Origin of the sequence: Bradyrhizobium sp. LMTR 3, assembly GCF_001693485.1 — a bacterium.
Taxonomy (GTDB): domain Bacteria; phylum Pseudomonadota; class Alphaproteobacteria; order Rhizobiales; family Xanthobacteraceae; genus Bradyrhizobium.
Window position 1 is genome coordinate 1 of the sequence record NZ_MAXC01000055.1, and the last position, 16,817, is coordinate 16,817.

A 16,817-nucleotide genomic window follows, 5' to 3' on the forward strand; every position below is an offset into this window, starting at 1 on the left:
CTCGCCTATCTCACCGACGTCCTGACCAAGATCGTCAACGGTCATCCGAACCGCGACATCGACCAGCTACTGCCCTGGGCCTACCGCGCTCAAGCCCTCAAAGCCGTGGCCTGAGAACGACGCTTACGCTAATGCGATCCGCGACGGCGACTTACCGGTAGCTCTCGATATGGCGGGGCATGGCCAATTTATTGTACTGGCTGCTGATTGTACCCTGTTTCTGGACCGGGTGCTTAACGTCACATTTGAAGGCGGCGTATTCCGGACCGCGTCGTTCTCATCGGACCATTTTCTAGATCATTCCGCTATCTTTTGCGTGGGAGGTGTTGTGTCCAAGGTCGAAGTCAGGGAACCTTGTGATGAGCGCCGTCTTCAAGAACTGGATATGCCTGATAGTCGCTTCCAGCTCATTTAACCGCCTCTGCCCTTCCGCTATCTCGCTGCCGAGCAAATTCTGATAATGGTTATCCTCCGGATCGCGCGTCAGATACTCATCGGAATCATTGCCCAAGGTTACTGCCGATCGCGCTAACGCGTCATCGATACGTGATTTTAGGCCAGCTTGTTCCACTCTTGCGCCCTCCAGCGCATCCTCTATCGACCGAAAAATGGATGTAGCGCGGGCACGATCCGTTTCGGTATCTCGGCTGGCCGATCGTGCCTTGAAATTTACAACGCTGCGCGCGTTTAGAAATCGTTGGAACATCTTCCGGCTCCTCCAGGATGGTTGGTCGAGGTGGACGCTGAGTCGTCACAACCAAATTATCACGAATGCGAACGTTCGGCGCAAACTCGCTTCCGTGCCGACGATGCCAGTCCATGAGCAAATAGCCGACGCTCACCAATCAAGGCATCCAATGACCGCCCACCCATGTGAGGCAGTTCCATCGCGCCTGCCTTGAAAACTGCGCTCCATCCGCGGGGGGTCGATGCCGTACCAGATGCTCTAGTCAACAAAATCTGAGGCTCAATCAGTTTCGGCCGTTCGAATGTGGCGCCGCTTGGATTTTGGCTTGTTCAGCCTGTGCGTGACCCTCGAAAAAACCACACGCGGCGAGAGCGGCCGGAACCCAAAAAATCCGTTCGACATTATTAATTTGATTTAATTTCTATTTAATATTATAAAATGCGTATTGAGTTTAGCGCGTACTTGCGAAGTAAATTGTGAAGTGACCCATAACACCATCTGAAAAGGCGTAGCATTTGCGCCAGCCCATTGAAACCGCTCCGAGGGACGGAAAGGAAATCTGGGTCGAGGACGATCAATCGGCTTATGACGTCGCGCATTGGTCGTCTGAGACGAAGGAATGGGTCTGGAAAAACGGAAGACCCATCAGGATCACGCCGACACATTGGTCTCCAATAGCGGAGCCTCAGTATCAGGAAGACGATCAGTCGAACGGCCCGCTCCAGAACGATCGCGTACGTCGACGGTTTATCGCTTTCTTGATCGCTGCAACTCTGGTTGCATCTGCGTTGATCGGCGTGCATTTCCGCACGGAGATGGTCATCTTTGCGGCGAGATACTTTTCTCTGCGAGACATTGCCGATCTCGGCATCAAGGTGAATTCGTCGAGCAAGTCCGGCGAGGAAGCTCCGCTGAGTTGGGCGGCGGAAGCTGCAACGGCGGATTTGCAGCAGTCTCTGGACAAAGAACGCGCAAGAACTGCCGCTTTGACGAGTGAACTGGCTCAAGTCCGTATCGACCTTGAGACGGCGGTAGCATTGTCGAGCAAGTCGCTTGACGAGGCAGCGCGACGCCGCCAAGCGGCGGAAGTCAGGGCGGAGGAACTGCGGCGGTCCCTTCAACAGGAACAGGCCGGCGCCACGGCACTCGCAGACGAGCTTTTGGGAGCCCGCCGCGAAATCGATGCGCAAGCCATGCAGTTGCAGAAAGCCGTCGATGAAGCGGTGCAGCACAGGCAGACGGCCGAGGCCACCGCTTCGGAATTGCGAGAAGCCCTGCGGCAGGAGCAAAAGAAGACGGCCGCCCTCACCCAGGAGATCGACGAAACGCGCCAGGCGGTGACGGCAACCGCCGAGCAACGCCATGCGCTCGACGAGGCGCAGGCGCGTGCCGCGGCACTCGAGACCAACCTTGCCAATACACGGCGCGAGATCAAAGCGCAGGCCGCGCAGTGGCAAAAGGCGGTCGATGAAGCTGTACAGCAGAGGCGGTCCGCGGAAGCCATCACTGCCGGGCTGCAGGAATCCGTGCGGCAGGAGCAAAAGAAGACGGCCGCTCTCACCAAGGAGGTCGACGCTGCGCGCCAGGCGATGAAGGCAACAGCCGAACAACAACGCCGCGCGTTCGACGAAGCACAGGTGCGTGCAGCAACACTCTGGAGCCAGCTTGCTGGAGCGCAGCACGATATCGAAACGCAGGCCGTGCAGTCGCAAACGGCTATTAATGAAGCCGTGCAGCAGAAGCGGGCGGCCGAGGACGCCGCTGTCGAATTGCGAGAATCCTTGCAGCAGGAGCAAAGCAAAACTGCCGCTCTCACCCAGGAGGTCGACGCCGCGCGCCAGGCATTGACAGCAGCCGCCGAGCAACAACGCGGCGCCCTCGAGGAAACTCAGGCGCGCGCTGCAGCACTCGTGAGCGAGCTCGCTGAAACGCGTCGCGAGATCGAGACACGGGTCGCGCAGTCGCAAGCGGCGGAGGGTGAGGACACGCAACAAAGACAGACGGCGGAAACGACTTTCACCGAACTGAGAGAATTCCTACGGCAGGAGCAAGCGAAGACGGCTACGCTCACCCAGGAGTTCGACGCTGCGCGCCAGGCGATGACGGCAACCGCCGAGCAACAACGCCGCGCGCTCGACGAGGCACAGGCGCGCGCTGCGGCCCTCGTGGCCGAGCTTGCCGGAGCGCGTCGCGAGATCGAGGCCCAAGCCGCGCAAGCACAAAGAGCGATCGACGAAGCCTTGCAGCAGAAACAGACGGCAGAGGTTACCATTGCCAAATTGCAAGGCTCTCTGCAGCAGGAGCAAGAGAAGATCGGCGGCCTCATCCAGGAGGTCGGCGCGGCGCGCCAGGCGATGACGGCGAGCGCCGAGCAGCAACGCCGCGCGCTCGACGAGGCGCAGGCGCGTGCCGCAACACTCGCGAGCGAGCTTGCTGGAACGCGTCGTGAGATAAAGACTCAATCTGCGCGGTCGAAAACGGCGGAGGATGCCGTCACGCGACAAAGACAAGCGGCGGAGCGCACCATCGCGGAACTGCGGCAATCACTTCAGCAGGAGCGCAACAAGATCGGAGCAATGGCACGCGATCTTACGCCCGCGCGGCGCCCGGCGGACCAGCGCGAGCCCCTCGGGCGCGCGCAAGACAGCCCGATTAACCCGATCGTCCGGGCGACGCAGACTGCAGACGCGGCCGTAGCGAAACAGCCGATGGCCCTCGATGCGCAGGACAAGGCAGAGGCAGCACGACTGATCGCGCGCGCCGGTGCGCTGCTCAGTCAAGGCAATATCGGCGCGGCGCGTATCGTACTCGAGCGCGCCGTCGAGAGCGGCGACGCCCATGCAAGTTTCATGCTCGCACAGACATATGATCCTGTCGTTTTGTCCGCATGGGGCACCTATGGAACGCGTGGCGAGTCGGCGAAAGCACGCGAACTCTACGCGAAGGCGCACAGCGGCGGCATTCGAGAGGCAAAGGAGCGACTCGACGCATTGCGTGAGTGAGGGGATCAGACCCGCATAAGGACAAGTGGAGATAGAGATGAACACGCTGCCGAAACCATGGTCGTTTTTGCTCCTCGCGGCGATGGCGCCTGCTACCTGGATGCTTCAATCGGTTGACGTGTACGCGCAGCCGGCCAAGAGCGAAGCGCCAGTCATCAGCCGCGCCTCTGCGCATGACCAAAGAGAAAAGATCAACGCCTGGACTGTCGGCCTCGCCGGCGGTTTGCTGGAGGGCGCGCCCATTCGCCTAGCGGCAGAGATGGCCCGAATCGTCGATGACGGTCCGAATCTACATGTTCTGCCGATCGTCACCCGGGGCGCCACCGAAAATGTGAATTCGCTGCTCTACCTGCGTGGCGTCGACACCGCGATCATCAATTCCGACGCGCTCGAAGAGTACAAAATCCAGATACCGCAGATCCGAAGCCGCATAACCTATCTTCTCAACCTGTTCCCGTCGGAACTGCATATTTTCGTGCGACCTGAAATCACAACCTTGCAAGACCTCGCCGGCAAGAAAGTGAATTTCAACACCCAGGGCACGGCCGCTGCCTATTCAGGACCGCTGATCTTCAGCCGTCTAGGCATCAATGTCGAAAAGACCTTCATTCCGCACCAGATCGCTCTGGAGCAGATGCGCAAAGGCGAGATTGCCGCCGTCCTCTTCATCACCTCGAAACCGGTTGACGCTTTCGTGCGCAAACGCTGGGACGAAGGCTATAAATTTCTGTCCGTCAATTTCGACAGCAAGTTCGAGGATTACTACTTGCCGGCAACGCTTGAGGCGACCGAATATCCCAATTTGATCAAGCAGGGCGAACGCATCTCAACAATCGCGGTGCCGACCGCCTTGGTTGCGTTCAACTGGTCGCCGCGATCGAACCGTTACCCGCGTGTCGCCCGTTTCGTAGATCATCTGTTCTCGCGGATCGACCGGCTGCAGACCCCGGGATTCGATCCGAAATGGAAGTCGATCAATCTCGCCGCAACCGTCCCCGGGCTAAACCGCTTCTCGGCCGCGCAGGAATGGCTGGATCGCGCGGCGCGCAGTGCACAGGCGCGGCCGTGATGAGAGCCGCGCTCCCGCTCGCTGTGCTGTTAGACGCAGCATACAGCATGACTTTCGCGCAAGGTGCCAGCGAAGCAATGGCGCATCTTCGCGCGTGCTCTAATGTGGAGCTTACCGTGCGGCAGGAATGTTTGGAAACAATGCCGCGCAATATCACACAGGCGGCCGCGGCAGACAGTGACAACTGGCTTGTCAGCGAGACCACCTCGCCCGTGGACTATTCACCGGTCGTTGTGGCGACCACGTCGTCTCGCGGCGGCTCTGATAGCGCCACGATGCAGCTCTCGATCCACTGCCGCGGCGGCCGTACCGAACTCGTGATCACGGGACCTGCGGTCACGCGCAGCGCCGAGGAGTACCTGATCTCCTACCGCGTCAATGACGATCTCCCAGTGCAGCTTCCCGCTGCCCGCCCATCATTCGGAGTTGGCGCCGCGCCCAGGGGCGACGTGGTGCGCATGTTACAGTCGCTCCCCGATGAAGGGGAATTCGCTGTGCGCCTCTCCTCGCGAACAGGTGTGGCGTCCGAGGGACATTTCTTGCTTGGCGGCCTGAAGACTGTCCGCGAGAAGCTGGCGACGGCATGCAAATGGCCACATGCCGTTGCCAGGCCACGCAACTAATGGTCATCGGACAGGAAGGAACTCACATGACAAGACTTGGAAAAATGGCTGGAGCCACCGCGGCAATTGCAGCACTGCTCTTGGTCGCACCGCCGTCGGAAGCGCAGGTGAACAAGAAGCAGTCTACGCAGGCGACCAAGCTCACGGCCGTTACCAAAATGACGCCCACTCAGGATGCCACGAAGCCGCACCGCCTTATTCTGCAGGTAAACAGCAACGAGCCGGCGATGATGAATCTGGCGCTTAACAATGCGAGCAACGTAGCTCAGTATTATCAGGACCTCGGCGAGAAGGTGAATATCGACATCGTCACCTTCGGTCCTGGCCTGCATATGCTGCGTGACGACACTTCGCCGGTCAAAGCGAGGATCAAGGCGCTCTCGGAAAGCCAGCCTTCGATTTCCTTCGAGGCCTGCAGCAATACCCGCGAAAACATGGGCAGGAACGAGGGCAAGGAGATTCCGCTGATCTCGGAAGCAAAGGTCGTGAAGTCGGGCGTGGTGCGTGTGATGGAACTGCAGGAGCAGGGCTGGACCTACGTCAAGCCGTGACGCGCCCACTGCTGCCATGGGCAAAGATTCTGGTCCAACCAATCGTTGCGCCGGACTAAGCCCAGCGGATGCGGCAATCCTGGCGGCGCGGTCCAGATGATGCTGCCAAAGCGCCAGCTTGGTTCATAGCCTGTACTACACGGGTCTGGCGGCAGGATTCGGCCGCCCGCCGTGCCCCACGATGTCGTCGCCGAACCAAAGGATTAAACCGCTCGCGCGGTGGGACGCTGCGGCCGGCGACACAGCCAAGAGGATAGCGCAGCAGGGCGTCCTGTCTTGAGACCTATCTTGAGACCTATCTTGAGACCTATCTTGAGACCTATCTTGAGATCTATCTTGAGATGAGGGGTTCGCAATCTTCACTCAAGACAAGAGCATCACCATGACCGACGAGGCAGTAGCCTTGCGCCGACCTGCGCCGAGCAATTCGCCTGACTCGGCGAAAGGAAGTCTAAGCAGCGTCGTTAGCCTGGCGGGTAATTGCCACAACCTCCACTCTGTCTACCTCAATCAGCATAACAAACGTGAAATCATCTGCAGCCGGCGCCAATCCAACAGCACGCTCGAAGGCGGCTACTTCTTTCTCTGTAGCCGGCCGAAGCCCGAACACGGAATCCACTGGGCAAACGGGGACGCCGTTCGAGCTGATCTCGTGCAAATCCAAACGGAACTCTGGCACCGCGCACATACCGCGTGCAAACTCGATGTCTTGCGCCTGAAGAGCAAGCGTCGGCGTTCCGTTAATATCGAGCGTGAAGATTTTGCGTTCCGGCTGCTCCAATTTTCCTATGCCCTTAGAGACAGTCTATTAAAATGCGGAGAATTTTGCATCGCGATCACGAATGGTCAATCTTGATCGCCAATTGAATGCAGCGTCAACAGGAATCACCCTAGGGGAGATGCAGACGGGCCGCCGAGGCCCCTACCCCGGCAGTATTCAACGTCTGCAACTCGAAAATCTTTCAACCCGCCTCTCTTAAGGGCCGGGGTTCAGGATATGCGCAGGCCTCTTTTAACAAGGCATCGGTGGCTCCCTTCAAGACAGCCGCGTCATCGCCCGGCAAGTAACACGCTTCTAGATTGAACATGATAATGGTTAGTCCCAGCGCGCGCGGCCAATCACCTGCATCCGATAATTGACGTATAGTTTTTGAAGCGTGCTTCAAAACTTCCTTTCGTTCTGCGCTGGAGGCGCTCGCGTAACGCCTACTTAGAAACTCGAAACTCGACTTTACAACACCAAAGCACGCCGATTTTGCAGCAGGATCCGCCGCATCAACCCGCGGCTTCAAGTTTTCGTATCGCTTGCGGAGTACATTGGCTCGCGCTTCGTGCCAGAGGTTCAGAAATTTCATTCCCCCTCCCGACCAGCTTCCCTGATTAACAACCAATTAGAAACGTGGAAAATGCGGCAGCCATGCGGCGGGACCCCGGGATCGCCCCGGGGGATTGCCCTGGTCTTGCGCGGCAAGAGCTGGCAGGCGCCCGACGATGAACTGCCCCTTCCCCCTGAATCGTATTGCCGCGTTGGAGCGCTCAGCGATACAGGCCGTCTACGCGAAGCTATCGCCGTACGCTTGTCTTAAACGCCGTTCCAACTCGACGAATTAACCTCAAACATTGATTGAGAACGGGCCTCAGTGCTTAGGCAATTCCCAGCCCCGCACACCGGGTCTTTCTTGAAGAGTGGCCAAGGACTCGATGGCCGACTCTTCCTCCAAAAGACGACGTTCAATAAACTGGCGCTCAGCGTCCGTCAGCATCGTCTTCAGTAATTGCCGGTAGCGCTGCACGTTATTGCGATGCGTTCGTAATCGAACAAAACTCTCTTCAATCATGGGTCGTTACTCTCAACCGATGCATCATTAAAAGATATGTCAATGTATTTGGCTTAAAAAAGGAACTCGCCCACCCGAGCTTATCGTCGGCGAGTAAGCTGTCAATAATAAACGGAGCAGTGGGTTAAGGCGGCGTCCTGGCGATGGTCTAGCATTTGACTTCTGACACTTTACCCGCTGGGCCCACCGTGCCGCCGGCTGCAGGGCGCCTATCCAACGGACCCACTCGTCCCTCCGCCAAGCCCGCAATTTACGTTACCCGCCTTCATATTGCTTGTATCGTCCAGACTCTTGCGTCCTGGCGTCAGTGCTGACCAAGCGGCTCACGATGCACCCATTGATTGACCGTTTCCGTGATCTAATTGCGAACTGAGCCAATTGGATCCCGCGACCGGACCGCCTCAGGAGTACGCGCTGACACAATCGGGCGGAAAGGCAGTGTTTGAGTTCGCGCTTGGCGCTGCTCAAGTGCATCCCTTAAAACTGCGGTTACCTTACGGTCTATGAGCTCGAGGCGGTCGGCAGTTGCATTGGTTTGAAGACGAAGCTCCAGCAATTCATCGCCGATGAGCCGCCTAACCGTTACCCCCACAAGCACAGAGAACACGTAGCAGATAAATAGTGCGACTAAAATGCTACTTATGATTGTTCGGTATTCAGGAAATACGTTCCAGACCGCAGCACCCAGAATTGCGGCAGTAGTCCAGCCAACGACTTTGAAGAATGTCTCCATTTCCAATACTCCTACAAAGAAAGTCGAAGCTTCGTACTCAAGCTATTTATACGCTCCTGATTGCGGCGCGGGATTTCAGTTGGACGGAACGGACTTAGGAGAGTTACGACCGTAATGAGTCGATGCCGTGGGCCACGAAAATTCCGAGACCTAGAACCAACAGAAATGCGATTACGGCATCAAACATGGCGATAAGCGAAGGCCGCTTCTGCTGATCAGTCAAAAAGATTCGACTTCATAAAGAGAAGGTTTTGCCTGACTGGTGCATGAAGGCCACAATGAAGCCGGCCAAATTCGGGCTACCGTGGCGCGAAGAGGGATGCTTCTCGCTTTCCGCAATTTTGTTGGTCGCTGCCGGTCGCCATGGTTAGGGAGGAGGCTCAAAAACACACAAAGGTGTTCCGTCAAGTATTCAGGTAAGCTTTCAATGCAAGACGTGTAGTCGGTACAAGCCTGGGCTCTATCTCGGCAAGCTCCACCGGCTCTACGATAAGGAGAGATCCTTCCGTGATGGCCAGTGCATCCACTGGAATATCGCGCACGACGAAAAGGTATCCGTGGATCGTTCCTCCCTCGCTGTCGATGTCCTCACCTTCAAAGCTTCCTAGGTGCTCAAAGCGATCCGCTGGGACAAAATATCCGATCTCCTCGTGTAGCTCGCGAACCATGCATTCCAAGAAAGTTTCGCCGCCCTCGCGGTGACCACCAAATAGACCAATCTTACCCGGGTTGGTGATGCCGACAACATTGTCGCGCAATTGAAACAGGTAACGCCCAAAAGTATCAATGACGATCGCACCGGTAGTTTCGCGGTACCGCAACTGCTTGTCCGTCATTTCGCAATCCCTTGCCACCACGCTCTTTGATCCCCTCCGATTTGCGCTCTCCGTCATGCGGCGCTTCCCGGAGTGATCAAATTATTCTGCTCGATGTCGCCTGCCCCGCCCCTGCATCGCAGTTTGTCGTGACCGAAAGTCGTGATGGCCTCGCAGCGACCTATGCCTTGCGACGGCCCCTTAGCAAACAAGACCCGCTTCGCATAGGCCGATAGCGATTTCCGCGACGACGTGACCATCAAGGATGAGCATCAATTGATGCCGCAGGCGTGATCTCGCTTACTCACTTCGCTCGATCAGATGGACAGACACACACGCTCCCCCGTTCGACAGTGCATTCATCGAGGCTTTGAGCTTCGATTTAATTTTTCGAGCAATTGCAGAACCTCGGAGCTCACCTCAATTGTGTCTGCTGTCGGCAATTGCTTCTGGGAGGGACGCGGCGCCTGCTTTTCCATCTGCGCGCGGGATGCGGCTTGCGCCAACGCGAGAGCTGATGCCTTCCTCTCTGCGATGGCTAGGAGTATGAGGCCGATAACCATAGGAAATAGGCCGATGAACTCCCAGTCGTCTATCGCAAAACATAGTACGAAACCGAGGATAAGAAGAGTTGCTCCAGCAATACGCATCCTCACCCCAATAAAATTACTCAAAAACCCAGCATTTTTATTGGCTTTGGCGCGCCTCCACAAGCTTGGGCGGGTATTTGCGATCATTTGAGAACAGCCCGGCCGCCAGAAAGCGGCTGCGATCTTCTTTCATCGCCACTGCGATTGCATGAATAATCTGCCAGGGAGAGCTTTTGTTTTCTTTGTGCCGCTTCGAATGCGCGTTTGGTGAAAATGTTCCGGTGAAATTGAATCGGACCGCCAAGCTACCGATCTGGAAAAAAGCTGATTTCCGCGCTGACTTCGCGCGGGCCTCTTGGACGCCGCTGCCTGTTCGGCCCTTTGGACCGCTTCTCGCAACTTCAGCAATTCGGCCATCTGAACGGCGAGCGCGTGCGTAATAATAGCTGCCGCCCTCAGTTTTTCTAATGATGGACGCGATTCTACTGTCACGGGCACACTCCTTAAGGAAGTGTGAGCCTTACCGAATCGCGAATTACGTGTCGATCAGCGCTCACGTTTAACCCTACCAGTGAACGTTAATTCAGCGGTACCGCTTCAATGCCCGCAATTAAGCCCGTTGTTGAAGGGCCGTGGCCGGAAGTTCTTGTATGAAGCGGCGTATTCAGCCCCAACCTTCCTAGGTATAAAAATACCTCCATCGCAACTTCCGCGCGCTGTTCCATCCGCGAGCGGCAAATCGTACCGCACATTTAAATTGTCTGCTTTATGATTATGATTTAATATGCTCTGAATTAATTGAGTGGGAATTGCGCCATGCCGAACGACATCGAGATCGAAGATCGCCGCAAATTTCTGATTTCTTGCGGGAGGTTCGCCGCAGTAACTCCGCCGGCTATGACTTTACTTCTGTCCACTTCATTGACATCAACGGCGATTGCCCGGTCTGGCCATTCTGGCAATCACGGCCGGCCAGAACATTCCTTTTTCGACAATGATCCCGATCCCCCCGGCGACAAGAAAATCTCCGATAACAAGAGCCCGCGTGAGGAACAAGCGAGGCACGGAGACGGCAATCACGCCTCCCTCGGTGGAGGCGGCGGTGGCGGTGGCGGCGGTGGCAGTGACGGTAGTGGTTCAGGAGCGAATGCCTCGAGAGGCGGAAGTTCGGGCGGCTCTCGCGGCGGTGGCGGCTCAAGCGCGCTCTATGGTGGCGGTGAAGACGATAGATGGCGGAGAGGCAGCAGGCCCCGATAGGTGGAGGTGTTGGGCGCCGTCCTCGTTGCGGGCAACAGCGTTTCCTTCCAGCGGGCTCGCTAAAGCATAGTGCCGACTATGGAAACAGAGGTCAGACGTAACTAGCAATTGCGCTGCGCCCCCTTGAATCGCTGACACCAGACTGCGCACTCAGGAAAACGGTTGCTGCCTGCAGCGCCGGCGATGATCACCGCCCAAAGTGTAACAATCATCGTGATAAGAGACTGCTTAAGCCTTGCACTGGTCGTCGGCGCAAGATCCGTTTCTTCCGGTCCGAGGGTTGTTTTTATTTCGAATGCCAGTGCCGCCGTACGTTGCCATTACACCAGAATTTGGTGAACGGTGTACACACGTTTGGCGCCTCCTGACTGAAGTGGCTGTTACGAGTTTAAGCAAGCGCTGGCGAGCCGCGGAACGTCATCAGTATATTGCGGCTACCTCAACTCGCGGGTTGTCGAGAAGCGTGCGTTCAGCAGCTTGGTCTGGATCGACAGGAGTGCCTAGAACAACCAGTCAAGGAACCGCTCAAGCCAGTTAGGCAGATCGGGCCGCTGATGGGGTCTTCCACCTCCCCCACCGCTGCCGGAGCGTGCAATCGCATCGGAATTCAGTGAAGTTGATAGTAACAGGGTCACAGCGGGAGGCGTAACGACGGCAAATCTGCCGCATGCCGCCAGAAACTTCCGCCTGTCAGCATCGAGCTCTAGCTCCGCGTTGAGGACCGGCCCATCAGTATTCTTGTTCATGGCTTGGGCTCCATCTTTATTTGAGCGGACCGTGTCAAGTTCCCGCTCTACTTCCAATTTACTCGATTTAAATTTTCGGCTTAAATAATGTCAACTTCATCGCGAAGATTATTTTGACGCACCCTTGTGGAGCCCTGCGTGACATTCAGACCAGACCTGATGGAATCCGGGCCTGACAGCCCGATTCTACTGCGTCCAGCCGCAGACGCATCGTTCGCGTTGATTGATGATCGACCGGTCCTGTTCAGCGAGAAAAGCCAGCAGATCTATGAGCTAAATCAGATCAGCGCTTACCTGTGGTGCAAACTTCTTGACCAGAATAAACTCGAAACGATTGCTGATGAGCTAAGCGAACTTGGGCTCGGCCGCGAGCAGGCGCGTAGTGTTCTGAGTCAAGCCCTGCAACAATGGCTTGATTTGGAACTTGTAGAAATGGAATGGAGGCTTCCATTTGCCAGCGCGCTCCAGACCCGATTAGCGCAGCGAGCAATCAGCATCAGAGCCTCTAACGAAGCATTGATCAAGTCTCTTGAGCCGCTCTTTTGCGACTTGAACCCGGGACGCGATCAAGCGGATATCACAATCGAAGTTGTAGAAGTCGGGGACGAGGCTCTCTTCCGCAACTGCAGAAAGAGCATCACTCGATGTCCCATCAACAGTTTGGCTCCTGCGATCAAGGCCGACCTCACTGAGCGTATCATTCTACAGGATCGGCCTGATTTCGCTCTGCATGCTGCTTCGCTGGTGTTTGGCGATAAAGGACTGCTCTTATGCGGGCAGCCGGGCACCGGTAAATCGACCCTCGCGCTTCAGTTAGTCAGTGACGAGTACCGATATTGCGGTGATGACGTCGTCATGATTTCTCCAAACGGTCTTGCGCAAGGGCTTCTCTTCGCGCCAACCATCAAGCCGGGCACTTGGGAGGCGATTTCGAAAGCTCGCGACGATTTAAGTCATGCCACTGCCCATGACCGCACAGACGGCATACGCGTCCGGTATCTACCTGTAGCAGATGTGCATAAGGGAAGCTTTCAGGTCGAGTGGATTATCTTTCTCAAGAGAGTTGACGGGACGTCGGCAGAACTGACGCCCCTTGGACAAATCGAATCCATGCAGCGAGTGATCAACGGGTCTTTCGCTGCCAACGGCAAACTATCTCTGGCGGGGTTTGCAGCGCTGAAGAAAATAATCGGTGGGGCCGGATTATTTGAGCTGACCTATGCGGAGGCTGCTGACGCAGGACGTAAGCTGAGAGGTCTTCGTCATGGTTTTTCCTAGCAGCACTCTGGTCAAGCTCTGCCAATGTCTCGGAGGCGAAGCGCCCAGCAACCTGGATTGGGTGGCCGTGTTGGAACTAGCCAACAATACGCTAACTACCCCCTCCTTGATCGATCTGGTTGATCGACCTGATCGATCAGTTCCCGAGGATGTTAAGGCTTTCGTTCGAGAAATCTACCGGCGAAACGCGCTCCGGAACGACCTCTTGAGGGCTCAATTGGAAGAGGCGGTCGCGGCGCTTAATGAACGGGACGTGATACCGTTGCTGCTAAAGGGCTCAGCAATCCTCGCAACATCCGCTCCTGAACGCCGCGCAACCCGAATCATGGCTGATCTCGACATATTGGTCGAACCCGATCAGATGGAGACGGCCCTGCGCGCGCTCTCCGGCCTCGATTATCAGTCCCATTTTCGAACCCCGCCGGAGAGCAGAAAGCAATACACGGAGCTAAAGCGACCGCGCGATGTCGGTATGATAGACCTACATCAAGCAGCGCCAGGTCCAGATTATTTCTATCGTTCTTCTGGAAAATTGCTTGAACATTGCATGCCCGTATCGGTTGGCCGCGGGGCCGCTTATCTTCCGACACCGACTTTTCAAGCTTTCATGCTGATCATTCACGACCAATTTCAGGATCATGATTACTGGGTCGGCGAAGTAGATGTGCGACATCTGGTCGAGTTGAGAGACTTGGCTAACGCGGCGCAAGGAATAGACTGGAACCGCCTGATGTCATTTGCTCCGGGCCGCTTGGCACGAAACGCCATCGCAAAACAGCTAATAGCCCTGGCAGAATTTTTTGACGTTGACGTCCCTGTTGAACTTCGCAAACTGTTCATTCCACAGCTTCAGTTTAGAAGGCTATTGCTGCAGTCCCGTTTCCCTCTTGCACGTTGGCCCCTCCTCGCGGTTGCGATTCTTGACTACGGAAACTACAGGAAGGAGCTTGGAGCAGAATATCAGACTGATAGCCGAAGAAACGTAACGTTGACCTTGCCACGAGCCGATACGCTGCGGCATTTCTTCGGACTCGTTGGCAATCACCGCATCGGGAAAGTGTAATGGCGGGACGCTCGACTTGGCCTCGTATTCGAACTGCCTGGGCGACCCAGAAAAGGCAGGCCGAGCCTGACGCGCCGTCTATCGAGGGGTTGAAACGTCATCTGCTCCTACGAAGCCGTCAAGTTCCGGCGCCAATGCATCTCGCCAATTCGGCATTACCACACCAAATTCGTCCTTGAGACGAGACAGGTCGAGGCGCGAATTGCTTGGCCGTTTGGCCTTCGTCGGAAAATCGGCAGTTGCGATTGGAACAACGGTTTCGACTTCGAGTTTAACGCCGCGGTATCTCAGACCTTCGACAATGGCGCTTGCAAATTCGTGCCAGCTAGTTTCCCCAGCACAAACGAGATTGACCACGCCACCCTTCCGCGCGAGCAGATCGTTCAGGTTCGCGAGGTTCGGCAGCACGATGTCGGCAACCGCATGACTAATCGCTCGAGCCGTCGTTGGCGCTCCGATTTGATCTGCGACGATGCGCAGCTCCTTGCGCTCGCAGGCCAGCCGCGCGATGGTACGGAGGAAGTTGGTACCCTTGGCGGCGTATACCCAAGACGTGCGCGCGATCAGATGCGGTCCACCGGCCGCCATGATTGCCATGTCCCCTGCAAGCTTGCTCGCGCCATAGACCGAGATTGGGCCCGTGGGGCTGTCCTCGCGACGCGGCGCATCACCGGAGCCGTCAAAAACGTAGTCTGTTGAGAAGTGAACGAGCGGCACGCGGTGCTTAGCCGCCCATTGCGCGATGACCTCGGGCCCTTTGGCATTAACAAGGAACGCAAGCTCGCGCTGCTCCTCGGCACGATCAACGGCGGTATAGGCGGCCGGATTTACGATGAGATCGGGTCTGAAATGCTCGAGCCGGTCCGTTAACGTTTCCGGTTTCGACAGATCAAATTCGGAAGACGAAGGCGCTATAATCGTGCCTTGGCCAGTTAACAAGGGGCGCAATGCGCCGCCGACCTGGCCGCTCACTCCCGTCAACAAGATCCGCATCAGGTTTGCCCATACATCGGCAGATTCTTGACGTCTTTCAGTAGCGGGGCATCGGCATCTTTGGCTGAAAGCGAGGGAGCATCAATGCCCCAATTTATACCGATCGCGGGGTCGTTCCAGCGGATGGAGACTTCGTCCTTGGGGCTGTAAAGATCGTCACACTTGTAGAAGAAGTCTGCGGTCTCAGATAGGACGACAAAGCCATGTGCGAAGCCACGAGGAACCCACAATTGCCGTCGGTTCTCCTCGCTTAATTCTACGGCAACATGGTGTCCGAAACGCGGGCTCCCCACCCGCACATCCACCGCCACATCCAGAACCCGGCCGCGCAATGCAGTAACGAGCTTACCTTGGGTGAAGGGGTTTTGCAGGTGTAGCCCACGCAACACTCCATGGCTGGAGCGGGACATGTTGTCCTGCACAAATGGAAGGCTAATGCCGTGCTCTGAATAACGCGGCAATTGGTAGGTTTCCAGGAAGAAACCGCGTTGGTCGCCAAACAGCCTCGGCTCCAGGATTAGGACTTCGGGAAGCGCTGTCGCAATAACGTTCATCTTGTCCGGCCAAGCAACATTTCACGTTAGCCAAATACCAAATTTATCCAACCAACACCATTTAATATGCTAGATTAAATGTGCTATATTTAATGTGATTTAGTTAATTGAATGTGTGAGGGGCCTATGAAGGGCATTATTCTCGCCGGAGGCACGGGTTCACGCCTCTATCCGGTGACGACAGTTGTTTCGAAACAACTGCTTCCGGTCTTCGACAAGCCGATGATCTACTATCCTCTCTCGACCCTCATGCTGGGCGGAATCCAGGACATCCTGATCATCTCTACCCCCCAGGACAAGCCGCTATTCGAGCGCCTTTTGGGTGACGGCTCACAGATCGGGGTGCGTTTTTCCTACCTTACACAGGCGTCTCCGCGAGGGATAGCGGATGCCTTCATCGTCGGTCGCGATTTCGTCGGCAATGATCCGGTTGCGCTGGTGCTTGGCGACAACATCTTCTATGGCAACGGCCTGGCTGAGCTGCTCTTGAATGCGACTGCCCGTAGGAAGGGCGCGACCGTCTTCGGTTATGTCGTCAAGACGCCCGAGCAATATGGCGTCATTGAACTCGATGGCAGCGGCCGCGCGCTCTCCATCGAGGAAAAGCCGAAGCAGCCAAAGTCAAATTTGGCCGTCACAGGACTATATTTTTACGACAATGACGTTCTGAAGATTGCTGCCGAGCTCAAGCCATCGGCGCGCGGCGAGCTCGAGATCACCGACGTCAACAAGACTTATATGGAGCGCGGCGATCTCTATGTGCAGGCGCTAGGCCGTGGCTTTGCTTGGCTCGACACCGGGACGCATTCCTCTCTCGTAGAGGCCAGCAACTTCGTCCAGGTCCTCGAGCAACGCCAGGGCCTGCGCATTGCATGCCCGGAAGAAATCGCGCTGCGGCAGGGCTACATCTCGCTCGAAGCCTTTGAGGCTTTGGCCGAGAGGACCGCCAAAAGCAGCTATGGCGAGTATCTGAAATCTGTAGCCGCTTCCTTCAAACGGTAGATGCGGACCATAGGG

17 protein-coding genes and 2 pseudogenes are annotated in these 16,817 nt (G+C 56.5%); 10 read left to right on the forward strand and 9 right to left on the reverse strand.

The features are described 5' to 3' along the window. Positions 1–114: transposase domain-containing protein (locus tag LMTR3_RS34185; RefSeq protein ID WP_065745549.1), on the forward strand; the 114-nt coding region annotated here is incomplete at its 5' end. Positions 115–292: 178 nt separating this feature from the next. Here the strand turns inward: LMTR3_RS34185 and LMTR3_RS34190 are convergent. Next, on the reverse strand, positions 293–706 hold the full coding sequence (locus tag LMTR3_RS34190) for a hypothetical protein (protein WP_065749364.1): 414 nt from the start codon (positions 704–706) through the stop codon (positions 293–295). A 497-nt stretch (positions 707–1,203) separates the two neighbouring features. On the opposite strand from LMTR3_RS34190, the gene LMTR3_RS34195 reads away from it, so the two are divergent. From LMTR3_RS34195 to LMTR3_RS38230, 5 genes are all read left to right on the forward strand, one after another. Then, on the forward strand, positions 1,204–3,690 hold the full coding sequence (locus LMTR3_RS34195) for a coiled-coil domain-containing protein (protein ID WP_065749365.1): 2,487 nt from the start codon (positions 1,204–1,206) through the stop codon (positions 3,688–3,690). 37 nt (positions 3,691–3,727) lie between these two features. After that, positions 3,728–4,759, forward strand: coding sequence for a TAXI family TRAP transporter solute-binding subunit (locus tag LMTR3_RS34200; protein WP_065749366.1), 1,032 nt, complete (start codon positions 3,728–3,730; stop codon positions 4,757–4,759). Between the two features lie 140 nt (positions 4,760–4,899). Continuing rightward, on the forward strand, positions 4,900–5,382 hold the full coding sequence (locus LMTR3_RS34205) for a hypothetical protein (RefSeq protein WP_245320126.1): 483 nt from the start codon (positions 4,900–4,902) through the stop codon (positions 5,380–5,382). Between the two features lie 26 nt (positions 5,383–5,408). Then, complete coding sequence (locus LMTR3_RS34210; RefSeq protein ID WP_141686950.1) at positions 5,409–5,933, forward strand: DsrE family protein; 525 nt, start codon at positions 5,409–5,411, stop codon at positions 5,931–5,933. A 382-nt stretch (positions 5,934–6,315) separates the two neighbouring features. Then, the gene (locus LMTR3_RS38230; RefSeq protein ID WP_141686951.1) at positions 6,316–6,789 is read left to right on the forward strand and encodes a hypothetical protein; all 474 of its coding nucleotides are present in this window, start codon (positions 6,316–6,318) and stop codon (positions 6,787–6,789) included. 106 nt (positions 6,790–6,895) lie between these two features. Here the strand turns inward: LMTR3_RS38230 and LMTR3_RS38235 are convergent, their stop codons facing one another. The 5 genes from LMTR3_RS38235 to LMTR3_RS34230 form a co-directional block, all read right to left on the reverse strand. Next, a complete protein-coding gene (locus LMTR3_RS38235) occupies positions 6,896–7,288 on the reverse strand; it encodes a hypothetical protein (protein ID WP_141686952.1) in 393 nt (130 codons plus the stop codon). A 282-nt stretch (positions 7,289–7,570) separates the two neighbouring features. After that, on the reverse strand, positions 7,571–7,771 hold the full coding sequence (locus LMTR3_RS38240; protein ID WP_141686954.1) for a hypothetical protein: 201 nt from the start codon (positions 7,769–7,771) through the stop codon (positions 7,571–7,573). Between the two features lie 358 nt (positions 7,772–8,129). After that, positions 8,130–8,504, reverse strand: coding sequence for a hypothetical protein (locus LMTR3_RS38245; protein WP_141686955.1), 375 nt, complete (start codon positions 8,502–8,504; stop codon positions 8,130–8,132). A gap of 404 nt (positions 8,505–8,908) precedes the next feature. Beyond that, positions 8,909–9,340 (reverse strand): NUDIX domain-containing protein, encoded by a 432-nt coding sequence (locus LMTR3_RS34220; protein WP_065749369.1) that lies wholly within the window; start codon positions 9,338–9,340, stop codon positions 8,909–8,911. A gap of 338 nt (positions 9,341–9,678) precedes the next feature. Beyond that, positions 9,679–10,056 (reverse strand): hypothetical protein, encoded by a 378-nt coding sequence (locus tag LMTR3_RS34230; RefSeq protein WP_141686956.1) that lies wholly within the window; start codon positions 10,054–10,056, stop codon positions 9,679–9,681. 669 nt (positions 10,057–10,725) lie between these two features. Here LMTR3_RS34230 and LMTR3_RS40475 point away from each other — a divergent pair. Then, a pseudogene (locus tag LMTR3_RS40475) lies at positions 10,726–11,046 on the forward strand (hypothetical protein); the annotation flags it as partial. A 686-nt stretch (positions 11,047–11,732) separates the two neighbouring features. Here the strand turns inward: LMTR3_RS40475 and LMTR3_RS39695 are convergent. Beyond that, a pseudogene (locus LMTR3_RS39695) lies at positions 11,733–11,912 on the reverse strand (hypothetical protein); the annotation flags it as partial. Positions 11,913–12,050: 138 nt separating this feature from the next. Between LMTR3_RS39695 and LMTR3_RS34245 the strand changes: the two are divergent. Then, positions 12,051–13,190 (forward strand): PqqD family peptide modification chaperone, encoded by a 1,140-nt coding sequence (locus LMTR3_RS34245; protein WP_141686957.1) that lies wholly within the window; start codon positions 12,051–12,053, stop codon positions 13,188–13,190. Continuing rightward, positions 13,177–14,253, forward strand: a complete 1,077-nt coding sequence (locus LMTR3_RS34250; protein ID WP_065749375.1) for a nucleotidyltransferase family protein — start codon at positions 13,177–13,179, stop codon at positions 14,251–14,253. The genes LMTR3_RS34245 and LMTR3_RS34250 overlap by 14 nt, the downstream gene beginning before the upstream one ends. A 78-nt stretch (positions 14,254–14,331) precedes the next feature. Here LMTR3_RS34250 and rfbD read toward each other — a convergent pair whose 3' ends face one another. Both rfbD and rfbC read right to left on the reverse strand, forming a co-directional pair. Then, positions 14,332–15,246, reverse strand: a complete 915-nt coding sequence (gene rfbD / locus LMTR3_RS34255) for a dTDP-4-dehydrorhamnose reductase (protein ID WP_065749376.1) — start codon at positions 15,244–15,246, stop codon at positions 14,332–14,334. Further along, on the reverse strand, positions 15,246–15,800 hold the full coding sequence (rfbC, locus tag LMTR3_RS34260; RefSeq protein ID WP_065749377.1) for a dTDP-4-dehydrorhamnose 3,5-epimerase: 555 nt from the start codon (positions 15,798–15,800) through the stop codon (positions 15,246–15,248). The genes rfbD and rfbC overlap by 1 nt, the downstream gene beginning before the upstream one ends. Positions 15,801–15,926: 126 nt before the next feature. Here rfbC and rfbA point away from each other — a divergent pair, with 126 nt between their 5' ends. Beyond that, on the forward strand, positions 15,927–16,802 hold the full coding sequence (gene rfbA / locus LMTR3_RS34265; RefSeq protein ID WP_065749378.1) for a glucose-1-phosphate thymidylyltransferase RfbA: 876 nt from the start codon (positions 15,927–15,929) through the stop codon (positions 16,800–16,802). The last annotated feature ends 15 nt before the right edge of the window (positions 16,803–16,817 follow it).